At 62.7% G+C, this 18,923-nt stretch carries 19 protein-coding genes and 1 pseudogene; 8 read left to right on the top strand and 12 right to left on the bottom strand.

The features are described from left to right. Positions 1-8: 8 nt before the first annotated feature. The 6 genes from BLW50_RS08585 to BLW50_RS08560 form a co-directional block, all read right to left on the bottom strand. Complete coding sequence (locus BLW50_RS08585; protein WP_090700327.1) at positions 9-347, bottom strand: 4Fe-4S dicluster domain-containing protein; 339 nt, start codon at positions 345-347, stop codon at positions 9-11. Next, on the bottom strand, positions 344-1,891 hold the full coding sequence (locus BLW50_RS08580; RefSeq protein ID WP_244544178.1) for an FAD-dependent oxidoreductase: 1,548 nt from the start codon (positions 1,889-1,891) through the stop codon (positions 344-346). The genes BLW50_RS08585 and BLW50_RS08580 overlap by 4 nt, the downstream gene beginning before the upstream one ends. Positions 1,892-2,017: 126 nt before the next feature. Beyond that, positions 2,018-3,268 carry an MFS transporter gene (locus BLW50_RS08575; protein ID WP_090700323.1) on the bottom strand — a complete coding sequence of 417 codons (1,251 nt, stop codon included), beginning with the start codon at positions 3,266-3,268 and terminating at the stop codon, positions 2,018-2,020. A gap of 47 nt (positions 3,269-3,315) precedes the next feature. Further along, complete coding sequence (locus BLW50_RS08570; protein WP_090700319.1) at positions 3,316-3,837, bottom strand: CoA-binding protein; 522 nt, start codon at positions 3,835-3,837, stop codon at positions 3,316-3,318. A 102-nt stretch (positions 3,838-3,939) separates the two neighbouring features. Then, the gene (locus BLW50_RS08565) at positions 3,940-4,749 is read right to left on the bottom strand and encodes a hypothetical protein (protein WP_139267531.1); all 810 of its coding nucleotides are present in this window, start codon (positions 4,747-4,749) and stop codon (positions 3,940-3,942) included. 11 nt (positions 4,750-4,760) lie between these two features. Further along, positions 4,761-5,594, bottom strand: coding sequence for an enoyl-CoA hydratase (locus tag BLW50_RS08560; protein ID WP_090700312.1), 834 nt, complete (start codon positions 5,592-5,594; stop codon positions 4,761-4,763). A gap of 152 nt (positions 5,595-5,746) precedes the next feature. On the opposite strand from BLW50_RS08560, the gene BLW50_RS08555 reads away from it, so the two are divergent. Then, complete coding sequence (locus tag BLW50_RS08555; protein ID WP_244544177.1) at positions 5,747-6,217, top strand: PaaI family thioesterase; 471 nt, start codon at positions 5,747-5,749, stop codon at positions 6,215-6,217. Positions 6,218-6,462: 245 nt separating this feature from the next. Here the strand turns inward: BLW50_RS08555 and BLW50_RS08550 are convergent, their stop codons facing one another. Beyond that, entirely contained in the window at positions 6,463-6,783 is a 321-nt protein-coding gene (locus BLW50_RS08550) for a hypothetical protein (RefSeq protein ID WP_139267528.1), read from the bottom strand. A 157-nt stretch (positions 6,784-6,940) separates the two neighbouring features. Between BLW50_RS08550 and BLW50_RS08545 the strand changes: the two genes are divergently transcribed. Further along, positions 6,941-8,182 carry a porin family protein gene (locus BLW50_RS08545; RefSeq protein ID WP_090700306.1) on the top strand — a complete coding sequence of 414 codons (1,242 nt, stop codon included), beginning with the start codon at positions 6,941-6,943 and terminating at the stop codon, positions 8,180-8,182. A 1-nt stretch (position 8,183) separates the two neighbouring features. Here BLW50_RS08545 and BLW50_RS08540 read toward each other — a convergent pair. Next, a pseudogene (locus tag BLW50_RS08540) lies at positions 8,184-8,309 on the bottom strand (IS5/IS1182 family transposase); the annotation flags it as partial. A 214-nt stretch (positions 8,310-8,523) separates the two neighbouring features. On the opposite strand from BLW50_RS08540, the gene BLW50_RS08535 reads away from it, so the two are divergent. After that, positions 8,524-9,291 carry a molybdate ABC transporter substrate-binding protein gene (locus BLW50_RS08535; RefSeq protein WP_170850064.1) on the top strand — a complete coding sequence of 256 codons (768 nt, stop codon included), beginning with the start codon at positions 8,524-8,526 and terminating at the stop codon, positions 9,289-9,291. A 47-nt stretch (positions 9,292-9,338) separates the two neighbouring features. Here BLW50_RS08535 and BLW50_RS08530 read toward each other — a convergent pair whose 3' ends face one another. Beyond that, on the bottom strand, positions 9,339-11,747 hold the full coding sequence (locus BLW50_RS08530; protein WP_090700298.1) for a heavy metal translocating P-type ATPase: 2,409 nt from the start codon (positions 11,745-11,747) through the stop codon (positions 9,339-9,341). Positions 11,748-11,829: 82 nt separating this feature from the next. On the opposite strand from BLW50_RS08530, the gene cueR reads away from it, so the two are divergent. Then, a complete protein-coding gene (gene cueR / locus BLW50_RS08525; protein WP_170850063.1) occupies positions 11,830-12,240 on the top strand; it encodes a Cu(I)-responsive transcriptional regulator in 411 nt (136 codons plus the stop codon). Here cueR and BLW50_RS08520 read toward each other — a convergent pair. Continuing rightward, positions 12,233-13,936: a vWA domain-containing protein gene (locus BLW50_RS08520; RefSeq protein ID WP_170850062.1), complete on the bottom strand. Its 1,704-nt coding sequence runs from the start codon at positions 13,934-13,936 to the stop codon at positions 12,233-12,235. The two genes, cueR and BLW50_RS08520, sit on opposite strands and share 8 nt — an antisense overlap. A gap of 177 nt (positions 13,937-14,113) precedes the next feature. On the opposite strand from BLW50_RS08520, the gene BLW50_RS08515 reads away from it, so the two are divergent. After that, positions 14,114-14,944, top strand: a complete 831-nt coding sequence (locus BLW50_RS08515) for an aminoglycoside phosphotransferase family protein (protein WP_090708890.1) — start codon at positions 14,114-14,116, stop codon at positions 14,942-14,944. On the opposite strand, the gene BLW50_RS08510 is transcribed toward BLW50_RS08515, so the two are convergent. Then, positions 14,941-15,606 carry a dihydrofolate reductase family protein gene (locus BLW50_RS08510; protein WP_090708889.1) on the bottom strand — a complete coding sequence of 222 codons (666 nt, stop codon included), beginning with the start codon at positions 15,604-15,606 and terminating at the stop codon, positions 14,941-14,943. The two genes, BLW50_RS08515 and BLW50_RS08510, sit on opposite strands and share 4 nt — an antisense overlap. Positions 15,607-15,842: 236 nt before the next feature. Between BLW50_RS08510 and BLW50_RS30650 the strand changes: the two genes are divergently transcribed. Together BLW50_RS30650 and BLW50_RS08505 are read left to right on the top strand one after the other, a co-directional pair. Next, positions 15,843-15,998: a hypothetical protein gene (locus tag BLW50_RS30650; RefSeq protein WP_170850061.1), complete on the top strand. Its 156-nt coding sequence runs from the start codon at positions 15,843-15,845 to the stop codon at positions 15,996-15,998. Positions 15,999-16,080: 82 nt separating this feature from the next. Then, complete coding sequence (locus tag BLW50_RS08505) at positions 16,081-16,779, top strand: glutamine amidotransferase (RefSeq protein WP_090700289.1); 699 nt, start codon at positions 16,081-16,083, stop codon at positions 16,777-16,779. Here BLW50_RS08505 and BLW50_RS08500 read toward each other — a convergent pair. Continuing rightward, on the bottom strand, positions 16,772-17,488 hold the full coding sequence (locus tag BLW50_RS08500) for a riboflavin synthase subunit alpha (RefSeq protein WP_090700287.1): 717 nt from the start codon (positions 17,486-17,488) through the stop codon (positions 16,772-16,774). The two genes, BLW50_RS08505 and BLW50_RS08500, sit on opposite strands and share 8 nt — an antisense overlap. 112 nt (positions 17,489-17,600) lie before the next feature. Here BLW50_RS08500 and BLW50_RS08495 point away from each other — a divergent pair, with 112 nt between their 5' ends. Further along, positions 17,601-18,896 carry an NAD(P)/FAD-dependent oxidoreductase gene (locus tag BLW50_RS08495; protein ID WP_090700285.1) on the top strand — a complete coding sequence of 432 codons (1,296 nt, stop codon included), beginning with the start codon at positions 17,601-17,603 and terminating at the stop codon, positions 18,894-18,896. The last annotated feature ends 27 nt before the right edge of the window (positions 18,897-18,923 follow it).

Genomic DNA, 18,923 nt, shown 5'->3' with positions numbered 1-18,923 from the left:
CCGTAAGATCAGGGAGCAACGCGGTTGTCGGCGAACATGCGGTGGGTGAGATCGAGATGGGTGCCGCGCGGCTTGGCGCTGCGCCAACCCATTTCGCGGCGAAAGCTGCCCAGCAGGCCCGAGGCCACGAGCTCGGCCTCGTTCACCTGTGCGTCCGGCACCAACAGGGGCGAGACGTAGAGCGCATCGGCCGGGCAATACAATTCGCAGAGAAAGCACGTCTGGCAGTCTTGCTGGCGCGCGATCACAGGCGGCGCGTCCGCCACTGCGTCGAAGACATTGTCGGGACAGGCGGCGACGCACAGGTCGCAATTGATGCAGCGGCTTTCGCTGACAAGCTCGATCATTGTCCGACCGCTTCCTTGAAGGTTGCATCCGGGCCGGCCCAGACGCGCTCAAGGCCACCGGAGGTGACGGGAACAGTCCAGGCGGGATGGGAGGCCGCAACATCGATGCGGCGATGAATGCCGCGACTTTCGTAACGCACGCGCGCACTGGCGGTGATCCAGCGCGCGGTGGCGAGCATGGCGGTCGCTTCTCGGGCGCGAACGCCGGCGGAGACAGCGCGCGATGCATCGCACCACAAGCCATCAAGCGCCGTGGCGCTTTCGATCAGACGGCTGGCGCTGCGATAGAAGCCGCGATCGAGCGGCAGGATATGTTCCTGAATGCGCGCGATAACATCGGGCGCATCAGCCTTACCCGGTTGGCGGAAGACGGCTTCGCGCGGCGCCTTGAGGGCGCGCGCGGAACCACGCAGGCCGATGCTCTTGGCGAAGGCGGCTGCGGACTTGCCCGACCACACACCCGTTGCCAGTGCCCAAGACGCATTGGGACCGCCGCCACCGCTTGTTGCGCCCGTCATCTGGTCGCGCGCCGCCGCATCGCCGGCCGCATAGAGGCCGGGAACTGTGGTGGCGCCCAGTGCGTCGATGGAAAGGCCGCCGGTGCCGCGCACGGTGCCTTCATGCCGCAAAGTTACTTCGAATTTTTGCGTGAACGGATCGATGCCGGCGCGATCGAACGGCACGAAAATATTCGGCTGTCCGCGCCGCATGCCTTCACGCAGATGCGGATCGGCCTTGTCGATCACCGCATAGACAGGGCCTTTGACGAGATGGCGCGCGACAATGTCCTGGCGGTCGCCCTTGGTTTCGATCAGGCGATGATCGGCATCGTAGAAGGACGACCAGAAATAGATGATGCCCTTGGTGACGCTGGAATGGGCCGGCGAGATGCCATACTGGCCGGTGAATTCCATGCTGGAGAGCGCGGCGCCGGCCTCAGCCGCCATAAGATAGCCGTCGCCGGTGAGATTGTTGGTGCCGAGCGCGCCGCTGAGAAAGGCGCAGCCGCCGGTGGAGATGACGACGGCCTTGGCCTGTACCAGCCAGGCCTCGCCGGAAAGGCGGCTTTCGCCATGGGCGCCAGCGACGACGCCGTCGTTTTGCAGCAGGCCCAGCGCTGGGCTCTGATCGAGGATTTGAACGCCCATCTTGATCAGGCGCTGGCGCATGAAGCGCAGATAATCGACGCCGCGCATGGAGCCGAAGAAGGGCGTGCCATGATCGTCGTTGGGAAAGCGGTAGCCCCAGGCCGACAGCTGGTTCAGCCCGGTATAGGTTTCCTGCAGCACCGCATCGACCCGTTCCGGCTCGACCAGGCCAAGGCCGCGCGCGACGCGCCGCCCGATGGCCTCCTGGCGCAGGACGCTGTCGGGTGGGGTGTGAATGATCGTCGTATTGCCGGCGGCGGTGGCGCCGGCGGTGCCGACATAGCCCTTTTCGGCGAGGACCACGCGGGCGCCGTTTTCAGCGGCGGTCAGCGCCGCCCAGCAGCCGGCTGGTCCGCCGCCGATAACGAGAACGTCGGCGTTTAAATTCAGGTCCACGGTAATTGTCCATAAAGAATACAGAATTAGTATTCTATATAGAAAGCCAAAGAAGGCAAGCGCCATCGCGCCCTTAAGCGGGCGGGCTTAACGGCCGGAAATCAGGTCTGGAACGGGGGCTTGTAACTAAGCTTTTGATTGCTCGGCTGGTTTTGGCATCATCAACAGCAGGAACGGCACCGCCGCCAGCAACACGGCGGTAAAGCCCGTGGCCGGCAGGCCGCTCCAGTCGATCAGCGGGCCGGTGACCAGAGCCGCGAACACGCTGGTCGCACCGGCGCAGCTGTCATTGACGCCGATGGCGCGGCCGCGATGTTCGGCCGGGGCATGGTCGGCGATCAAAGCCGTCGCCGCCACATTGGCCGCCGCCCAGCCGATGCCGACCAGGAAGGTGCCGACCGTCACGCTCCACCACGCCGAGGTCAGCGCCAGCATCAAGGCGCCGACAATGGTGGTCGCGACACCAGGAAACATCACGCGCTCGCGGCCGAACCGATCGGCCAGGCGGCCGAGCGGAATGGTGAAGCCGAACATGCCGGCCGAATGAAACATGTGCGAAATGGCGATGGCGAGCAGCGAGTGGCCATGGTGGTGCAGCACCAGCGACGTCAGCACCATGACGATCGACATATTGCCGTTGGCGGCGCTGTTGGCGACCGTGGCGATGAGCAGACGCCGGTTGGTGAACAGAAAGCGCGAGTTGAACGGCTGTGAAGCGGCGCGCTCCAGCTGCGGCGGCGGCACATAGTCGGGATAATAGCGTTGCAGGTTCATGCCGATCTCTTTCGGATCGGGCCGCACCAGATTGGCGATGATCATGCCGGCGATGATGATCACCGGCAGCATCAGCCAGGGCAGGCCGAGCGGATCCTGTCCCACGCGCGGCGCCACCGCGTCGGAAATCGAGATCAGGATCGGCGCGAAGACGAGGCCGACGAGGGAGCCGAGCGCGACGAAGCCGAGCGCCTGTGCGCGCATGCGCGGCGGATACATGTCGGCGGCGGCGACGCGCAATTGCTGCGAGGCGTTCATCCCCATGCCGAAGATCAACAGGCCGACGGTGAAGATGATGATGCTCTGCTTGCTCATGGCGAGGAACAGGATCAGGCAACCAACGAGCGCCAGGATGAGACCCAGCTGAATGCCGGGCTTGCGCCCGTAAGCATCCGTCACCTTGCCGGCGGGATAGGCGACGAGAAAGCGGCTGAGGCCGATGAGGCTCACTGAAAGACCGGCGAGGCTTGCCGATCCCGTCAGTTCCATCACCATCAGCGGCCCGAAACCGTAAGCAAACTGCATGCCCGCGCCGGTGAAGGATTGCGTCAGCGCGAACAGAGCCGTGTTACGGCGGATGAGTGGTGGAATCTGATGATACATAGTGCCCCCGCGTTTCCTCGATGTTTTTCTTTATTGATTGAGTGCCGTCATCGTCGGTCGATGGTGAATTTCTGGAAGCCGCGCGCCAGCGCCGGTTTCTTGGAGGAGAGAATGCGCGAGTTGACGCCGGTCCAGCCGATTTCGCCGGAGAGCCGGCCGTATTCGATCTTTGGACAGCGGTTCATCACCACTTGAATGCCCTTGGCTTCGGCGCGCGCCGCCGCTTCATCATTGCGCACGGTGAGCTGCATCCAGATCACCTTGGGCAGGGGATCGAGCAGCAGCGCTTCATCGACGACCGCGCCCGCCGTTTCCGAATTGCGGAAGATGTCGACCATGTCGATGGGTTCAGACACGTCCTTCAGGCTGGCGTAGCAGGGCGCGCCCAAAAGCTCTTTGCCGGCGAGGCCCGGATTGATGCCGATCATGCGGTAGCCGCGCCCGAGCAGATATTTGAAAACGAAATAGGACGGGCGCGCGTCATTGGCCGAGGCGCCGACCATGGCGATCGTTTTCACGGTTTTCAGAATGGTGCGGATGTAGTCGTCGTCGTAACGGTCGTGGTTCATAGTCTTGGAGCACGATGCGTTGCTATCGCGCTCCTTTTCCTTTCTTTCAACGCGTCTTTACTGGCTTGACGAAGATCGTCAAACCGCAAAACGCTATGCTTGTCACTGATCACGCATGACGAAAAGCGCGATCTTCCAACCGCCTGTTTCCTTGGCGAAACACAGGCCCGATGGCGTCAATTCGTTGAGGCCAACCTGGTCGGAATAGCCGATGCCGCCCTGGGGCAGGGCGATGGCGTACCAGCCGTCCGGCGGTGGCTGGTCGAGATCGGTCATAAAGGGGGCGATTTGCCCGGCGGACAGCCGCGCTGCTTCCGGCGCATCGGCGGCGGGCTTGGCGCGCAGCACGATTTCCTCGGTGGTGACGCGCAGGTTTTCCTTGTCGATGCGCGTCGCCCGCACGGCGGCTTCCGCCTTGGTGCGATCGAAGATCGGCCAGGCGGGTAGGCAGGCGAGGCCGGGCACGTCCGGCTGAGCACCGATACTTTCTGCTTCCAGCGCCGCAGCGAGCAGGCCGGTCACTGTCTCCTTGCGAAGATCTTCGGTGATTTCGTTCTTCGCCATGCCGGCGCAGCACAGGCCTTGGCGGAGGCGCTCGATGGGGCTGAGAGACTGCGGCGTTTGCCGAACACCACGCTTGCCCGGCGCGCAGGGCGCGAGCGGATCCACGGGGCAGGTAATCACAGCGACATTGGTCGAGAGCGCCGCGAACAGTGGCGTAAGATCGCTGTTGCCGACACTCTGTTTCAAGTTGACGATCAGCGCGGTGAGATCCGGATCGGTGGCGGCGGAATGATCGAACGTCACCGGCACTGGAGGATAGGCGCGGGGCGCTTGGGCAGAGGCCGCGCCAGGTAGCGCCAATGCCAGGCCGATCTTGGCCAAGCCGAGCAGTCGGGCGAACCGTCTCATCGCGTGCTGCCTCACCTTTTGCCCCATCTCGGCGCACGTTTTTCGATGAAGGCGCAGACGCCTTCGGCCGCATCCGCATGCAGCATGTTCTCGACGATGACACGGCTGGTGTGGGCATAGGCTTCCGCCAGCGGCATTTCCAATTGTCGGGCGAAGGCGCGCTTGCCAAGCGTGATGGTGGAGCGCGGCTTCTCGGCGATCTTATGTGCCAATGCGAGCGCCTCGGTCAGCGCCGCGCCCTTGGGCACCATGCGGTTGACGAGGCCGATGCGTGCTGCCTCACTCGCGTCGATCAGCTCGCCGGTGAGCAGCATTTCCATCGCATGTTTGCGCGAGACGTTGCGCGACAACGCCACCATCGGCGTCGAACAGAACAAGCCAATGTTGACGCCGGGCGTGGCGAACTGGGCGTCGTCGCTGGCGATGGCGAGATCGCAGGCGGCGACCATCTGGCAGCCGGCGGCCGTGGCGACCCCTTCGATGGCGGCGATCACCGGCTGCGGCAGCGCCACGATCGCCTGCATCATCGTCGCGCAGGTGCCAAACGTCTGCTCGAAGAAGGCGCGCCCGCCATCGGCATCGTCGCGATGGGCGGTCAGCTCCTTCAGGTCGTGGCCGGCGCTGAAGGCGGGGCCTTCGGCGGCGAGGATGACGACCCGCACCTTGTCGTCGGCAGCGATCGCATCAAACGCCTGCTGGAGCGCTGCTATGGTGGCCAGCGACAGCGCATTGCGCCGCTGCGGATCATTCAACGTCAGGAGGGCGACCGAGCCGTCATCCTCCCGGCGCAAGGGCGCTGGGGCGGCTGGCGCGTTGGCTTGATCCTTCGTCAGGGTTGTGACCATGGCCGATTCCAGGTTTGGTTGGGACATAATCTAAAGCATTTTCAAGCGAAGTGGATGCCGGTTCGCGTGAAGAAAATGCGTCAAACCAAAAATTTAGACCGAAGTTTCGATGTAATCGGAGCCTCGGTCTAAGCAAGGTAGCGGATACGGCCATGGATCAAGTCGCCTCGCGGCGCAAAATGACGGCAGAACAGATCGACGCCTTCATTCGGCAGCATTTTCCCCAGGCGGGAATGGGAACCGGGTTCCGCATCGAGGCGGTGGTGCCCATGTCGGCCACCCTGCGGCTGCTCTATTCCGACCAGCATTTGCGCCCCGGCGGCACGATTTCCGGCCCAGCCATGTTCACTTTGGCCGATTTGGCCATGTATGTCGCGATTTTGGGCGAAATCGGCGTCGGCGACGATCCGACCCGGGCCGGCCTCAGCGCCGGCGCACTCTCCGTCACCACCAATCTCAACATCAATTTCCTGCGCAAGCCGGCCCAGCGCGACCTGATCGGCACCGCCCGTCTGATGAAGCTCGGCCAGCGCCTGGCCGTTGGCGAGGTCTGGATGACGAGCGAGGGCGAAAGCGAGCCCGTGGCCCACGCGACGGCGACCTATTCGGTGCCACCGAGGTAAAGGCTGACTTCGCATTCAAGATTTTTGAGATGTCGGTCCGCCTGAGCGGCGCTCGTGGTCAGCAGAGCGCGCGTTCGCTCCATGCTGCCTGAATATCTGAAGTAAAGGAAAGTATAGGCGGAGAGAAATACTCCTGCGGCATTTCGATCGTCGGTCGGTCAAATAGACGGCTTGCGCCTTATGTAGGGGGGCAGCGTGTCCCCGTCGTCCCCCCACACCTTCTAGTTTGCATCGATGAGCATTATTTAGTTGCAGCCGCAACCATGCCCGCCGCCGCCACCCAAAAGGCCTCGGGACAAGATGCTGTTCCTCGACAGATTGACCGAAACCGGAATGGCAACAGTCGTGCCGCTGAGGACGGAGGAGTTGTTCAGCACCTTAACACCGTTAAGCGTGTTGGACAGGTTACCCACCGACACGACGGATGTGACGCCGCCGACGACACCAGTGACGCCACCGAGGACGCCGGTGAGCAAACCGCCACCACTCCGGCCGCCGGCAAAAGCCGGAGAAGCAGCAGACGCTGCGAGAAGAGCCGTGGCAGTTACCAATGCTATAGCTTTCATAACATTCTCCCACACAAAACCTCATCTCGTGAGGCGTTTTATTTTAAATACGATCTATATTTTAATTTCAAACGGAACACTTCTTAATAATAAATTATTAACCTTAAACGACTACTGTTGAGTCTGCGAATAGTTGAATAAATTGCTTGGGGAAAGCATGCGCTGGCTGATGGTCCTACCCCTCATCGCTGTCGTTCCTGCCGTCGCCGAGGAAAAGAAGAACGCTGCCGATGCCGATATCGCTGCGGCCGTAACCGTCGGGCTGCGCGGCGGCTTCGATACAAACCCCATCGACATTCAGGACGGACGTAGCAGCCCTTTCGGCGGCCAGACGTTTTCCTTTGAAATGCTGCGCGCCACTTCCGATTCAACGCTGACGGTCAAAGCGGATTCCGGCGCCAATGTTTTCATGCCGTCGGTGTCTCCACCGCAAGCCGCGCAAAGTTTGACGGTCGAAGGGCGTGTTGCGCTCAGGGATGATCTCGCGCTGCGCGGCACGATGTCCGCCAACACCGAGACGAGCTATTCACGCAAGGCCATCAATGTGCTTACGCGGGGCAGGGCGGACTATGACACGAAAGATTTCCGCGCTTTCTCCAGCCTTGAAGCCAAGATCACTTCGTTGAACGAGAGAAACATCTTCGCGATGGGCGGTTTTCTGCCTGAAGCGGAAGTGTTTGGCACATTCACCTCGCTGACCGGCGGCGCGATCAAAACCAAATATGGCGAGTTCGGCTTGTCGCTGCTGCTGTCGCACGTTCGCTATGGCGAGCTCGATTACATCGGCCTTCAGCGCACGCACAATCGCATCCAACCGAATTTCTTCTTCTCCAACCAGTTGGGGCCGGTCAGCCTGGATGGGTCGCTGTCTTACTTCACGGCGCGGTTTTCAAATCAGCTCGACTTTAACAACGTCCAGAAGGTGCTTTATACGGGCCGCGCCAAACTGCCGATCGGCGACTCGTTCTCGCTGGAAGCGAACACCTACCGCAGTATATCTGACACCACGCTGCCCTTTTCGGCGCTTGTGCTGAGCACGTCCTATGACCTGCGCGGCACCTACAAGTTCTCGCCCACCACCGCGGTCGGTGCTTTCGCGCGCTGGAAAAAGGATGAGTATCTGGGACTGTTCGCGACCACGACCGCTTATCTTTTCGGCGTGGAATATGGCTACCGCCTGCCGATGGGGATCGTTGGTAGTCTGACGGTCGCCGCCCGCCACACCGAATATCAAGGCCAGCCGAGCTTCTGGTCTGGCCAGGTCCAGGTTGGTCTGCAACGCCGCTTCGATATGATCGGCGCCCCGGAGCAAGCGTCGACTTCGACGTCGCCCATTCTGCCCTCGGTCACTCTGCCGGCGCTCACCAACACGCGCCCGCCAAGCACGTCGTCTTCTTGACCTAGGGCGTGGACTCATTGGCCCCGTAGCCAATTCGGATTGATGCGAGTTCGTCGTATCGGGTCTCTACACGCCGACATCGCTTGATCTTGTTGAAGAACCGTTCGATCGGGTTGCGCGCACGAAAACCGGACATCGCCGGTTGCCATGCAAACCTTCACAATAAGCCCAATGGACTTTTGCTTGTCTTGAGGCGTCCATTGATGGTTCAATTAAAGGCCCATTGGGGTCAACTTGGCGCGTACGCCGAAGGGCCACACATTCAACGAGAGCAGGGCTCGAGCGCATGACGCAAACGAGTTGAGCGCCACCTAACAAGCGTAAAAATGGGGAGAGTTCAGATGAAATCTTACCTTTTTTCATTCGCTCTTTGCGCGGTGATGATTCCACCCGTCGCCTCGCTGTGCTCGCAGACCGCTCAATCGGCAGAGATCACGGTCATTGCAGCGAACGCTGTCAAGGAAGGCTATACTGAACTTGTTTCAGCCTTCGAGAAGTCGAGCGGGCACAAGGTCGTCACGACTTGGGCAGGCACGGTGAATGCGACGAAAAAAGTCAATGACGGTGAGATGTATGACCTTGTCATTGTCGGCTCGGACAACATCGACCAGTTGATCAAGGGCGGGAAGTTGGCGGCTGGCAGTCGGGCCGATTTCGCAAAAACTGGGATTGGCGTTGCGGTTCGGGCTGGCCTAGCGAAACCAGATGTTTCGACGAGCGAGGCTGTCAAGTCCGCTGTGCTCGCGGCCAAGTCGGTCATCTACTCTGCTGGACCGAGTGGGGCCTACGTCGGCGAACTCATCAATAAGTTGGGCATCGCGGAGCAGGTCGCGCCCAAGGTCAAACAACCATCGTCGGGTGCCGAAGTGGCGGCAATCCTTTCGCGTGGCGAAGCGGATCTTGGTTTTGCTCAGGTCAGTGAGTTCCTGAACGTCTCGGGTCTCGTTGCACTTGGGCCGCTCCCGGCCAGCATCCAAAACTATACGATATACGCCGTTGGACTGCACACGGCTGCGACTTCTGCCGACGCTGCGAAGACGCTGGTCGAACACCTCAGAGCGCCAGCAGCCGCGTCGGCTATCAAGAAAATGGGTATGGAGCCGGGCTGATAAGTTCGCCCGACGCCCGCTGTGCAGGCGTCGGGGCAGGGTTGTCGTTACGGCAGCTTCGTCGCCCGCAGCCGTGTCGCGTTCACGATCACGCTGACCGACGACAGCGCCATCGCGGCTGCCGCGATCACTGGCGAGATCAGAATGCCGAAGGCCGGATAGAGAATGCCGGCCGCGATCGGCACGCCGAACGCATTGTAGACGAAGGCGAAGAACAGGTTCTGCTTGATGTTGCTCATCGTCGCCTGCGACAGCGCGCGGGCGCGCACCAGGCCAGTGAGATCGCCGTTGAGCAGGGTCACGCTGGCGCTCTGGATGGCGGCATCGGTGCCGGTGCCCATGGCGACGCCAACATCGGCCGCCGCGAGAGCAGGGGCGTCGTTGATGCCGTCGCCGGCCATGGCGACGATGCGGCCCTGGCTGCGATAGCGTTCGACGATACGGCTCTTGTCCTGCGGCAGCACTTCCGCTTCCACGTCGGTCAGGCCGAGTTTCGCCGCGACCGCCTTGGCGGTGGTGCGGTTGTCACCGGTGAGCATGACGATCTTCAGGCCAGCGTCACGCAGCGCCTTGAGAGCCGCTGGCGTCGACGCTTTCACCGGATCGGCGATGGCGAAAATGCCGGCGAGCTTGTCGTCGACAGCGGCGAAGATCGCCGTCGCGCCGTCACCGCGCAGCCTTTCAGCTTCAGCCGCCAGCCCCTCAATACCGACGCGCAGTTCTTTAAAGAAAAGCGCATTGCCGAGCGCGATGCGATGGCCCTCGACCGTGCCGATGGCGCCCTTGCCATTGGGCGAGTCGAAGTCGGTCACCTTCGCAGGCGTAATGCCACGGTCCTGCGCTGCCTTGACGATGGCAAGGGCGAGGGGATGTTCGCTGGAGCGTTCGACGCTGGCGGCAAGCCGCAGCAGTTCGCTTTCCTCGAAACCTTGCGCTGTTACGATGGCGGTGACGGCGGGCTTGCCCTCGGTCAACGTGCCGGTCTTGTCGATGACCAGCGTGTCGACCTTCTGCAGCCGTTCCAGCGCTTCGGCGTTCTTGATCAGCACGCCGGACTGCGCACCGCGACCAACCCCGACCATGATCGACATCGGCGTGGCAAGACCCAGCGCACAGGGGCAGGCGATGATCAGCACGGCGACGGCGGCGACCAGGCCGTAGGAGAAGCGCGGCTCCGGCCCCCAGATCGACCAGGCGGCGAAGGCAATGGCGGCGCAGAGGATGACGGCCGGGACGAACCAGCCTGACACCTGATCGGCGAGACGCTGGATCGGCGCGCGGCTGCGCTGTGCTTCCGACACCAGTTGCACGATCTGCGACAGCATGGTGTCGCGCCCGACCTTGCGGGCCTCGACATGCAGCGCGCCGCTCTGGTTGAGCGTGCCGCCGATGACGTTGTCGCCTGTGGCCTTCGTCACCGGCATGGATTCGCCCGTGACCATGGATTCATCGACAGCGCTGCGGCCTTCGCGCACCGCGCCGTCAACCGGCACTTTCTCGCCCGGCCGCACGAGCAGCACATCGCCAACGGCGATGGCGTCAAGCGTCACTTCCTCGTCGCTGCCATCGGCCTTGATGCGGCGCGCGGTGCGCGGCGCCAGATCGAGCAGCGCACGGATAGCGCCGCCCGTCGCGTCGCGGGCCCGCAGTTCCAAGATCTGGCCGAGCAGCACCAGCACGGTGATGACAGCCGCCGCCTCGAAATAGACCGCCACCGCGCCGTCGTGGCCGCGGAAGGCCGGCGGGAAAATCTGCGGGGCCACGGTGGCGACGATGCTGTAGGCCCAGGCGACGCCGGTGCCCATGGCGATCAAGGTGAACATGTTGAGATTGCCTGATCGCACCGACTGCCAGCCGCGCACGAAGAACGGCCAGCCGGCCCACAGCACCACGGGTGTCGCGAGCGCCAGCTGAAACCAGTTCGATCGCTGCATGCCGATGTCGTGGGTCCAGCCGAACAGATGGCCGCCCATTTCCAGCAAGAATACCGGCAGGGTCAGCGCCAGGGCGATCCAGAACCGGCGGGTCATGTCCTTCAATTCGTGGTTCTCGACCGGTTCCGACGAGACCATCAGCGGTTCCAGCGCCATGCCGCAGATCGGGCAGGAGCCTGGGCCGACCTGGCGCACTTCGGGATGCATCGGGCAGGTATAGATGTCGGTGTCGTTGCCTGCGGGCTTCGCAGGCTTGGGGTCGAGATAGTGCTGCGGGTCGGCTTCGAACTTGGTCTTGCAGCCGGCTGAGCAGAAGAAATACGGCTGGCCGGCATGGGTCGTCTGATGCTTGGCCGTGGCGGGATCGACGGTCATGCCGCAGACCGGATCTTTCACCTGGCCGTCCGCGACCTTGGCCGGAGCCGGGCCACAATGGGAACAGGCGGGCGCGGTCGCAGCGTGCGAATGGCCGTGGTGGTCATGGTTATGATGTTGATGTTCTTGATGATTATCCGTGGCCATCAGGGAATCCTTGATTACGAGTCCCAACCAAGCTACACCTTCCCATCGTAGGAAGGTCAACAGCTATATAGCGGAGATGCGTGTGAATATCGGCCAGGCCGCGGAACAGTCCGGCGTCAGCGCCAAGATGATCCGCCATTACGAGTCGATCGGTTTGTTGCGACCGGCCGTCCGCTCGGACAACGCCTACCGCCAATATGGTGAGCCCGAGGTCCACGAGCTGCGCTTCATCGGCCGCGCCCGTTCGCTCGGCTTTTCCATGAAGGAGATCGGCGAATTGCTGTCCCTGTGGCGCGATCGCGAGCGCCCGAGCGGCGACGTCCGCCAGGTGGCGGCGCGCCATCTCTCCGACCTCGAAGGCAAGCTCGCCGAAATGCAGGCCATGGTGACGACCCTGCGCAAACTCATCCACGCCTGCCACGGTGACGCGCGGCCCGATTGTCCGATCCTCGAGGATCTCGCTGGCACGCCCGCGCGGCAGGCGCTCAGTTGATCGCGATTTCCGTCCGTTCGCCCGCCGTCACTTTCACCGGCTGTTCGTTACTGGTGTCGCCGCGCGTGACGATGACGACATAGTCGCCCGCGTTGAAGGCGAAGTTGATCTTGGCGTCGTAGAATGTTTCGAACACCTTGCGTTCGCCGTTGATGTCTTTCTTGGGGGCGACGATCTCGATCTTATCGGCGCCCGTCGCGTCGATGGCGAGCACGCCTGCATCGAGCGACAGAGTGAGCCGCGTCGGCTGGCCGGATTTCATCTCGATGCGCTGCACCTTCTCGGCCTTGCCGACCGACAGTTTGAGGTCGTAGGCGCCGGCGGGCAGATCGAACACCGCCAGCGGATCGTAGCTCACAGCCACCCATTCGCCGGGCTCGTTCTCGACTTGCTGCGGCCGGCGCACTTCGACCGTCAATCCCGTCTCGACCTTGGGGCCGCCAGGTGCATAGAGCGCGTCGGCGAGTAGTCGTCCGGCATCAAGCGACATGGCGAGATTGATGACATCGCCCGGCGCGACGGTGAAGGCTTTCTCGGCCTTGGCCGACCCCTTGCTGAGCACCATCGCATAGGCGCCGGCGGGCACGATGAATTTCGGCACCGCGTCATATTTGGTGGTCACGGCCTCGTCGTTTTGGCGCAGTTGCCACGTCACATCCTGCGCCTTGGCGCCCGAGCCCGAGATATTGCCTTCGCTCGTCACATAGCCGGCATCGAGAACGAAATCGTAAGTGGCAAGAGCGCCTTTCTTCACTTCGACCGGGAACAGCCGTTTCGTCTCTTCGAGCGTGACTTCGAGCATATAGGCGCCGGGCTCCGCCGCCATGGCGAGACGCGGGCCATATTCGGTGGCGAGATATTCGCCTTTCTCCTCGCCGTCGGCGCCGGGCTTGTAGAGCGCCCAGACAAGTCCACCATCGGTGATCGGGTCGAGACCTTCGGCGAGGCGCGCTGTGGCGCGTAGCGGCTTGCCGCGAAACGGGTCGACGGTTGGGGCGCGGGCAGGGGCCTCGCTCACCACTTTCTTGCCTTGCGCCACGTCGATGGCGCGGCCGAGCGCCTGTTGCAGGCCGCTGGCATTGGCGGCATCGAGATACACGCCACCGGTGTTGCGGGCGATGCATTGCAGTTGCGCCTTGGCAAGGGGATCAGCAACGTCCAGGCCGATGACATGGGCAACGAAGCCGACGCCGGCTTTCTTCAATTCAGCCGCCGCCGCGCACGGATCGGCATTGCAGGTTTCGATGCCGTCGGAGACGAGGATGACGGTGGATTTGTTCTCGCTCGACTTCAGCGTCTGCGCCGCTTGTCGCAACGCCTGCGTAAGCGGCGTCTTGCCCTTCGGATTGAGGCGCGCCACGGTGGCGTTGATCTCGCCAGCATCGATCGCCTCAACCGGGCGGATCATCTCGATATCGTTACAATCGCCTTTCGAGCGATGGCCATAGGCCATGACGCCGAGCCGGTCGGCCGGATTCCATTTCGACAGGATCGAGCCGACCGCTTGGCGCGCCGCCGCGATCTTCGACTGCCCCTCGACAATCCCCCACATCGATCCCGAAGCGTCGAGAATGAGGACTGTATCGCCGACACCAGCTGGTTTGGGCGGGGCTTTTGGTTGTGCTTGCTGTTGTGCCTGGGCCGGCGTGCAAAAGGCTAAGGCAATCATGGCCAGTATCAGGATGATGCGCTGCACGTTGCCCCCTCGCGAAATGTCGCGCGCTGTCCTATATCGACGAGCCGGACTTCTCCGCTGACGAACAGGCGCGACCGACACATATGACCCATCCACCCGTGAACGCCGCCTCGATCCCGCGATGTGCGCCATCGCACAGCCGGCCGCTTCTTCTCCGGCAATTGGCTTGAGGACCACATGATTCGTCCGAAAGCTGATTACGATTTCTATCTCGACCTGTGGCGCTTGCGCGCCGATGGCGAAGCCTTCTCGACCCATAGCAGCGATCTGATGCCGGTGCGCGACAGCGAGGGCCGGCCCGCCATGTTGAAACTACCGATCGAGAAATACGAGAAGGCTGGCAGCATCCTGATGCAGTTTTGGGATGGGGAGGGCACGGCGCGTGTTCTCGGCTTTCACGATGGCGCGCTCTTGCTCGAACGTCCCGAAGGCGTGTTGCGGCCGCTGTCGCAACTGGTGCAAGAGGGGCGCGACGACGAGGCGACGCAGATCATCTGCGAGGCCATCGCCGTCCTGCATCGCCCGCGCCCCGCCGCGCGGCTGGAGCAGCTGCGCCCGCAATTGGTGGCTCTCGAGCCCTGGTTTAAGGACCTCGTGCCCGCGCCGGAAAAATATGGCGAGCCGTTTGGCCGCTCGTTGGCCATCGCCCAGGAGCTGCTTGCGACGCAGACGGAAATCGTGCCGCTACATGGCGACATCCATCACGACAACATCATCGATTTCGGCGCGCGCGGCTGGTTGGTGATTGACCCCAAACCGCTGATCGGTGATAGCGCCTTCGATTACGCCAATCTGTTCTGCAACCCCAATCTGGAGACAGCGACCGATCCGCAGCTCTTCAAAGCGCGCCTCGCCCGCGTCTGCGCGCAATCAGGCATTGAGCGGCAACGCATGTTACGTTGGCTCATCGCCTGGACTGGCCTGTCGGCGGTCTGGTTTCTTGAGGACCACCAGTCCGACGACATCGACATGGGCGTGATGCAACTGGCGCTGGCCGAGCTGAACTAAGCAAACTCGCGCAGGCCGCGCCGCCGCGCCAATTCCGCTTCGCTGGGACGTTCGAGCGAGAAGGAGCCGGTCTCAACAGCGCCATCGGGCAGATAGGTCATCATCACCACGCCGTTGGACGAGATGCGCGACGATGCCAGCCGCAATCCCGTCGGCGTCGTTCCCGCGCCAAACAGTCGCTTGCCGTCGCCAAGCACGATCGGGAAGACCAGCAGGGCGAGCTCGTCGACGAAGCCATGAGCGAACAGGGCCTGCAGCAATTCGCTCGATCCTTGCACGAGAAGGTCGGGGCCATCCTGCTTCTTCAGCTGCCGCACGCTGGCGACCACGTCGCAGCCGATCGAACGGCTGTTCGCCCACGCCATTTGTGGCTCCGACCGTGACGCGACATACTTCGTGACGCGGGTGAATAGGGCGCCGATCTCGTTGTCGGCGCCGACATAGGGCCAATGGGCGGCGAAGATGTCATAGGTCTTACGCCCGAGCAGCAGATCGAAGGGCCGGGCGTAGATCTCGCCCATGAAGTTCCCGACATCGGTGTCATAAAGCGGTGCACACCAGCCGCCATGAACGAACCCGCCGATCGGGTCCTCATGCGGGCAGCCGGGACCCTGCATCACGCCATCCAGGCTGATCAACGTGCAGGCAATGATCTTTCTCATGGTTTCCGCGCTTTCCAATCCGAGGAGGCAGACGCCTGCTTCAAGGACGCGCGAAACCGCCGCGATCCGACAGGCGAATCCACCGCAGGGCGAAAAATTTTCGCTCTCTGCGATCCCTGTCAGACTACCCCGACCTCCTGCCAATAGCTGACAGCAGTAGCCGTCAGCCCCGGCAACGCCCCCGGACATCATCGACACATGTGTTCCTAGGACGCCTCAAACAAGGGGAGGGCGTCATGAAATATTCCGCTTACATCGCGCTTTATCTCGATAATTCCGAAAGCTGTGTGATCGCTGCAACAGGTATATCAGCGATCCTGACGGCCTGTGCGCCAGCGGTTTTTGCGCGCCGCGTAAATGCGCCGCGTAGAAACACTTGGTTCAATGCCTAGCGTGCCGGCCCATTTACCATTCTGGCCGGCTGCGCTGTTTTGCGGTCATGATTTTTGCTCATGTCGCGCTTAAGAGGATGTGATGAGTAAAACGGCGGTTGCAATCAGGCATGTGCATTTCGAAACGCTCGGCACCTTTGAATCGGTGCTGACGGAAGCGGGCTATGAGGTCAGTTATCTGGACGCAGGAAAGGATGCGCTGACCATCGATGCGGCCGCCCCCGATCTTCTCGTCATGCTCGGCGGTCCGATTGGCGTCTACGAGACCGACACTTATCCGGTACTGCTCGACGAATTGGCGTTGATCCGCGCCCGTCTCGCCAGCGGCAAGCCACTGCTCGGCATCTGCCTCGGCGCGCAGCTCATCGCCTCGGCGCTTGGCGCCAAGGTGGCGGCGACCGGCATCAAGGAGATCGGCTTTTCGCCGCTCACTTTGACGGAGCAGGGCGCGCTGAGCCCGCTGCGCCATCTAGAGGGCGTGCCTGTACTGCACTGGCATGGCGATGCATTCGCCATCCCCGCAGGCGCGGTGCATTTCGCCTCGACATCACTGTGCGCTACGCAAGCCTTCGCGCTGGGACCAAGCGTGCTCGGCCTGCAATTCCATCCGGAAGCCGACACGACGCACGATCTCGAACCTTGGCTCATTGGCCACGCCGCCGAACTCGCCGGCGCGAAGATCGATCCGCGTGCAATCCGCGAGGATGCGCGTCGTTATGGACCAGCGCTCGCCAATGCGGCGCGCGCCATGTTCGCCGAATGGCTCGCGGCCGCTACTTAGGTTTCGCTTCGATCTGCGGCGGGGCCTGGATGAAGTCTTCGAGCTTCAGGCCCTTTTCGGCGAGCAGCGCTTCGAGCACCGGCTGCAGTTTGCCAAGGCTTTCCTGCACCGCATCGCGCATGGTGTCGACGACCACCTGGGTGTTGCGTTCGATCTCGATATTGACGTGATCGCCCGCCTTCTTTTCCTCGAAGACGGTCATGCGCCGCGTTTCGGGAATGAGCCAGACCTCGAACCAGCCTTCGTTCTTGTTGACTTCCGACACGGTGAGGCTCGCGCCATTGATGGCGATATAGCCTTTCGGGAAAATGTAGCGGCGGAACGCCTGTGGGATGGCGATGCGCAACAGCTTGTTGCCTTCGGCCGTGGCGACGCTCTCGATCGGCGTCGAGAAATCGATATGGCCCGACATCGGATGGCCACCGATCTCGGCCCCGTCCTTGGCGGCTCGCTCGATATTGACGCGGGCGCCGGCCGCCACCTCGTCCAGGGTGGTGACATTGAGGCTTTGCAGGATGACGTCGAAACTGGCGCTATCGGCCGAGAGCAGCTTGGTCACCGTCAGGCAGACGCCGTCCACCGACACGCTCGCGCCGATGGCCAGTCCCTCGCTAAAACCCTCGGGGAATTGCAGCTTGAAGGTCCGAATGCCGTCGTGATCGTCGATGGCGTCGATGGTCGCCATGCCCTGAATAATGCCTGTAAACACGCTGTGTCCTGTCGGTTTCAGTCTCTCTGGGCCGCCTTAAAGCACAAACCGGCGCGCGACGCACCCGGTCGTGCTAGCATGACGGCCGAGGGACAATCGTGGAAGGATCTTCATGACGCGGCCACGTGTCGTCATCGCAGGCGGTGGTTTTGGCGGTCTGGCGGCCGCCAAGGCGCTGCGCAAGCTGCCTGTCGACGTCATTCTGATCGATCGGCGCAACTATCACCTGTTCCAACCCTTGCTCTATCAGGTGGCGACGGCGGCATTGTCGCCCGGACAGATCGCTCAGCCGATCCGGGCGATCCTCCGGCACCAGGCCAATGCCACCGTGCTGCTCGACGAGATCACCGGTATCGATAAGGCCCGCAAGGTGGTGCAGGGCCGCCAGGCTGGCGAGATCGCCTATGACACGCTGATCCTGGCGACGGGCGCCACCCATGCCTATTTCGGCCATGACGAATGGGCCGACGTCGCGCCGGGCCTGAAAACCCTCGATGATGCCACCGCCATCCGCCGCCGCATTCTGGAGGCCTTTGAATACGCGGAACTGGCAACCGATGCCGCGATCCGCGAGGCCTTCCTGACCTTCGTGGTCATCGGCGCGGGTCCAACCGGCGTCGAAATGGCCGGCGCGATCGCCGAACTGGCGCGCCATACTCTGGCCGACGATTTCCGCAATATCGATCCGAAATCGGCGCGGGTGGTGCTGATCGAGGCCGGGGCGGGCGTGCTGCCGGCCATGACGCCGGATCTTGCTAAGGCGGCTCAAGCCGGGCTCGAACGGCTCGGCGTCGATGTTCGGGTGAACCTGCCGGTGACGGGCTGTTTCCCCGATCGGGTCGAGGCGGGTGAAACAACCATTCCTTGCCGCACCATTGTGTGGGCCGCTGGCGTCCGGGCTTCGCCAGTCGGCGTCTGGCTTGGGGGCGACGTGCCGCTCGATCGCGCCGGTCGGGTCGAGGTCGCAGCCGACTTGTCGGTGCCGGGCCATCCCGACATCTTCGTCATTGGCGATGCTGCCAGGGTGCTGGGGCCCGACGGCAAGCAGGTGCCAGGTATCGCGCCGGGCGCAAAACAGCAGGGCGGCTATGTTGCCAGCGTGATTGCGGCGCGGCTGGACGGACGCACATTGCCGGCCTTTCGCTACGTCGATCGCGGCAACCTCGCCACCATTGGGCGGGGCGAGGCTGTGGTCGATCTCGGCTGGTTCCGCTTCAAGGGCTTCTTCGCGTGGCTCTTCTGGGGCCTCGTCCACATTTTCTTTCTCATCGACTTCCGCAACCGGTTGTCGGTGATGTTCGACTGGACCTGGTCCTATTTCAGCTTCGGCCGCAACGTCCGCCTGATTACCTCAGGGGCGAGCGCGCCCGCGCCGAAACCGCCGGCTCAGCCCGACGCAGGAGCTTGAGGGGGCAGGCGCGCATCGCACCTACGC

Source organism: Beijerinckia sp. 28-YEA-48 (assembly GCF_900104955.1).
Lineage (GTDB): Bacteria > Pseudomonadota > Alphaproteobacteria > Rhizobiales > Beijerinckiaceae > Terripilifer.
Note: the sequence above shows the minus strand (reverse complement) of the source record. Positions and strands in the feature narration are given on the sequence as shown.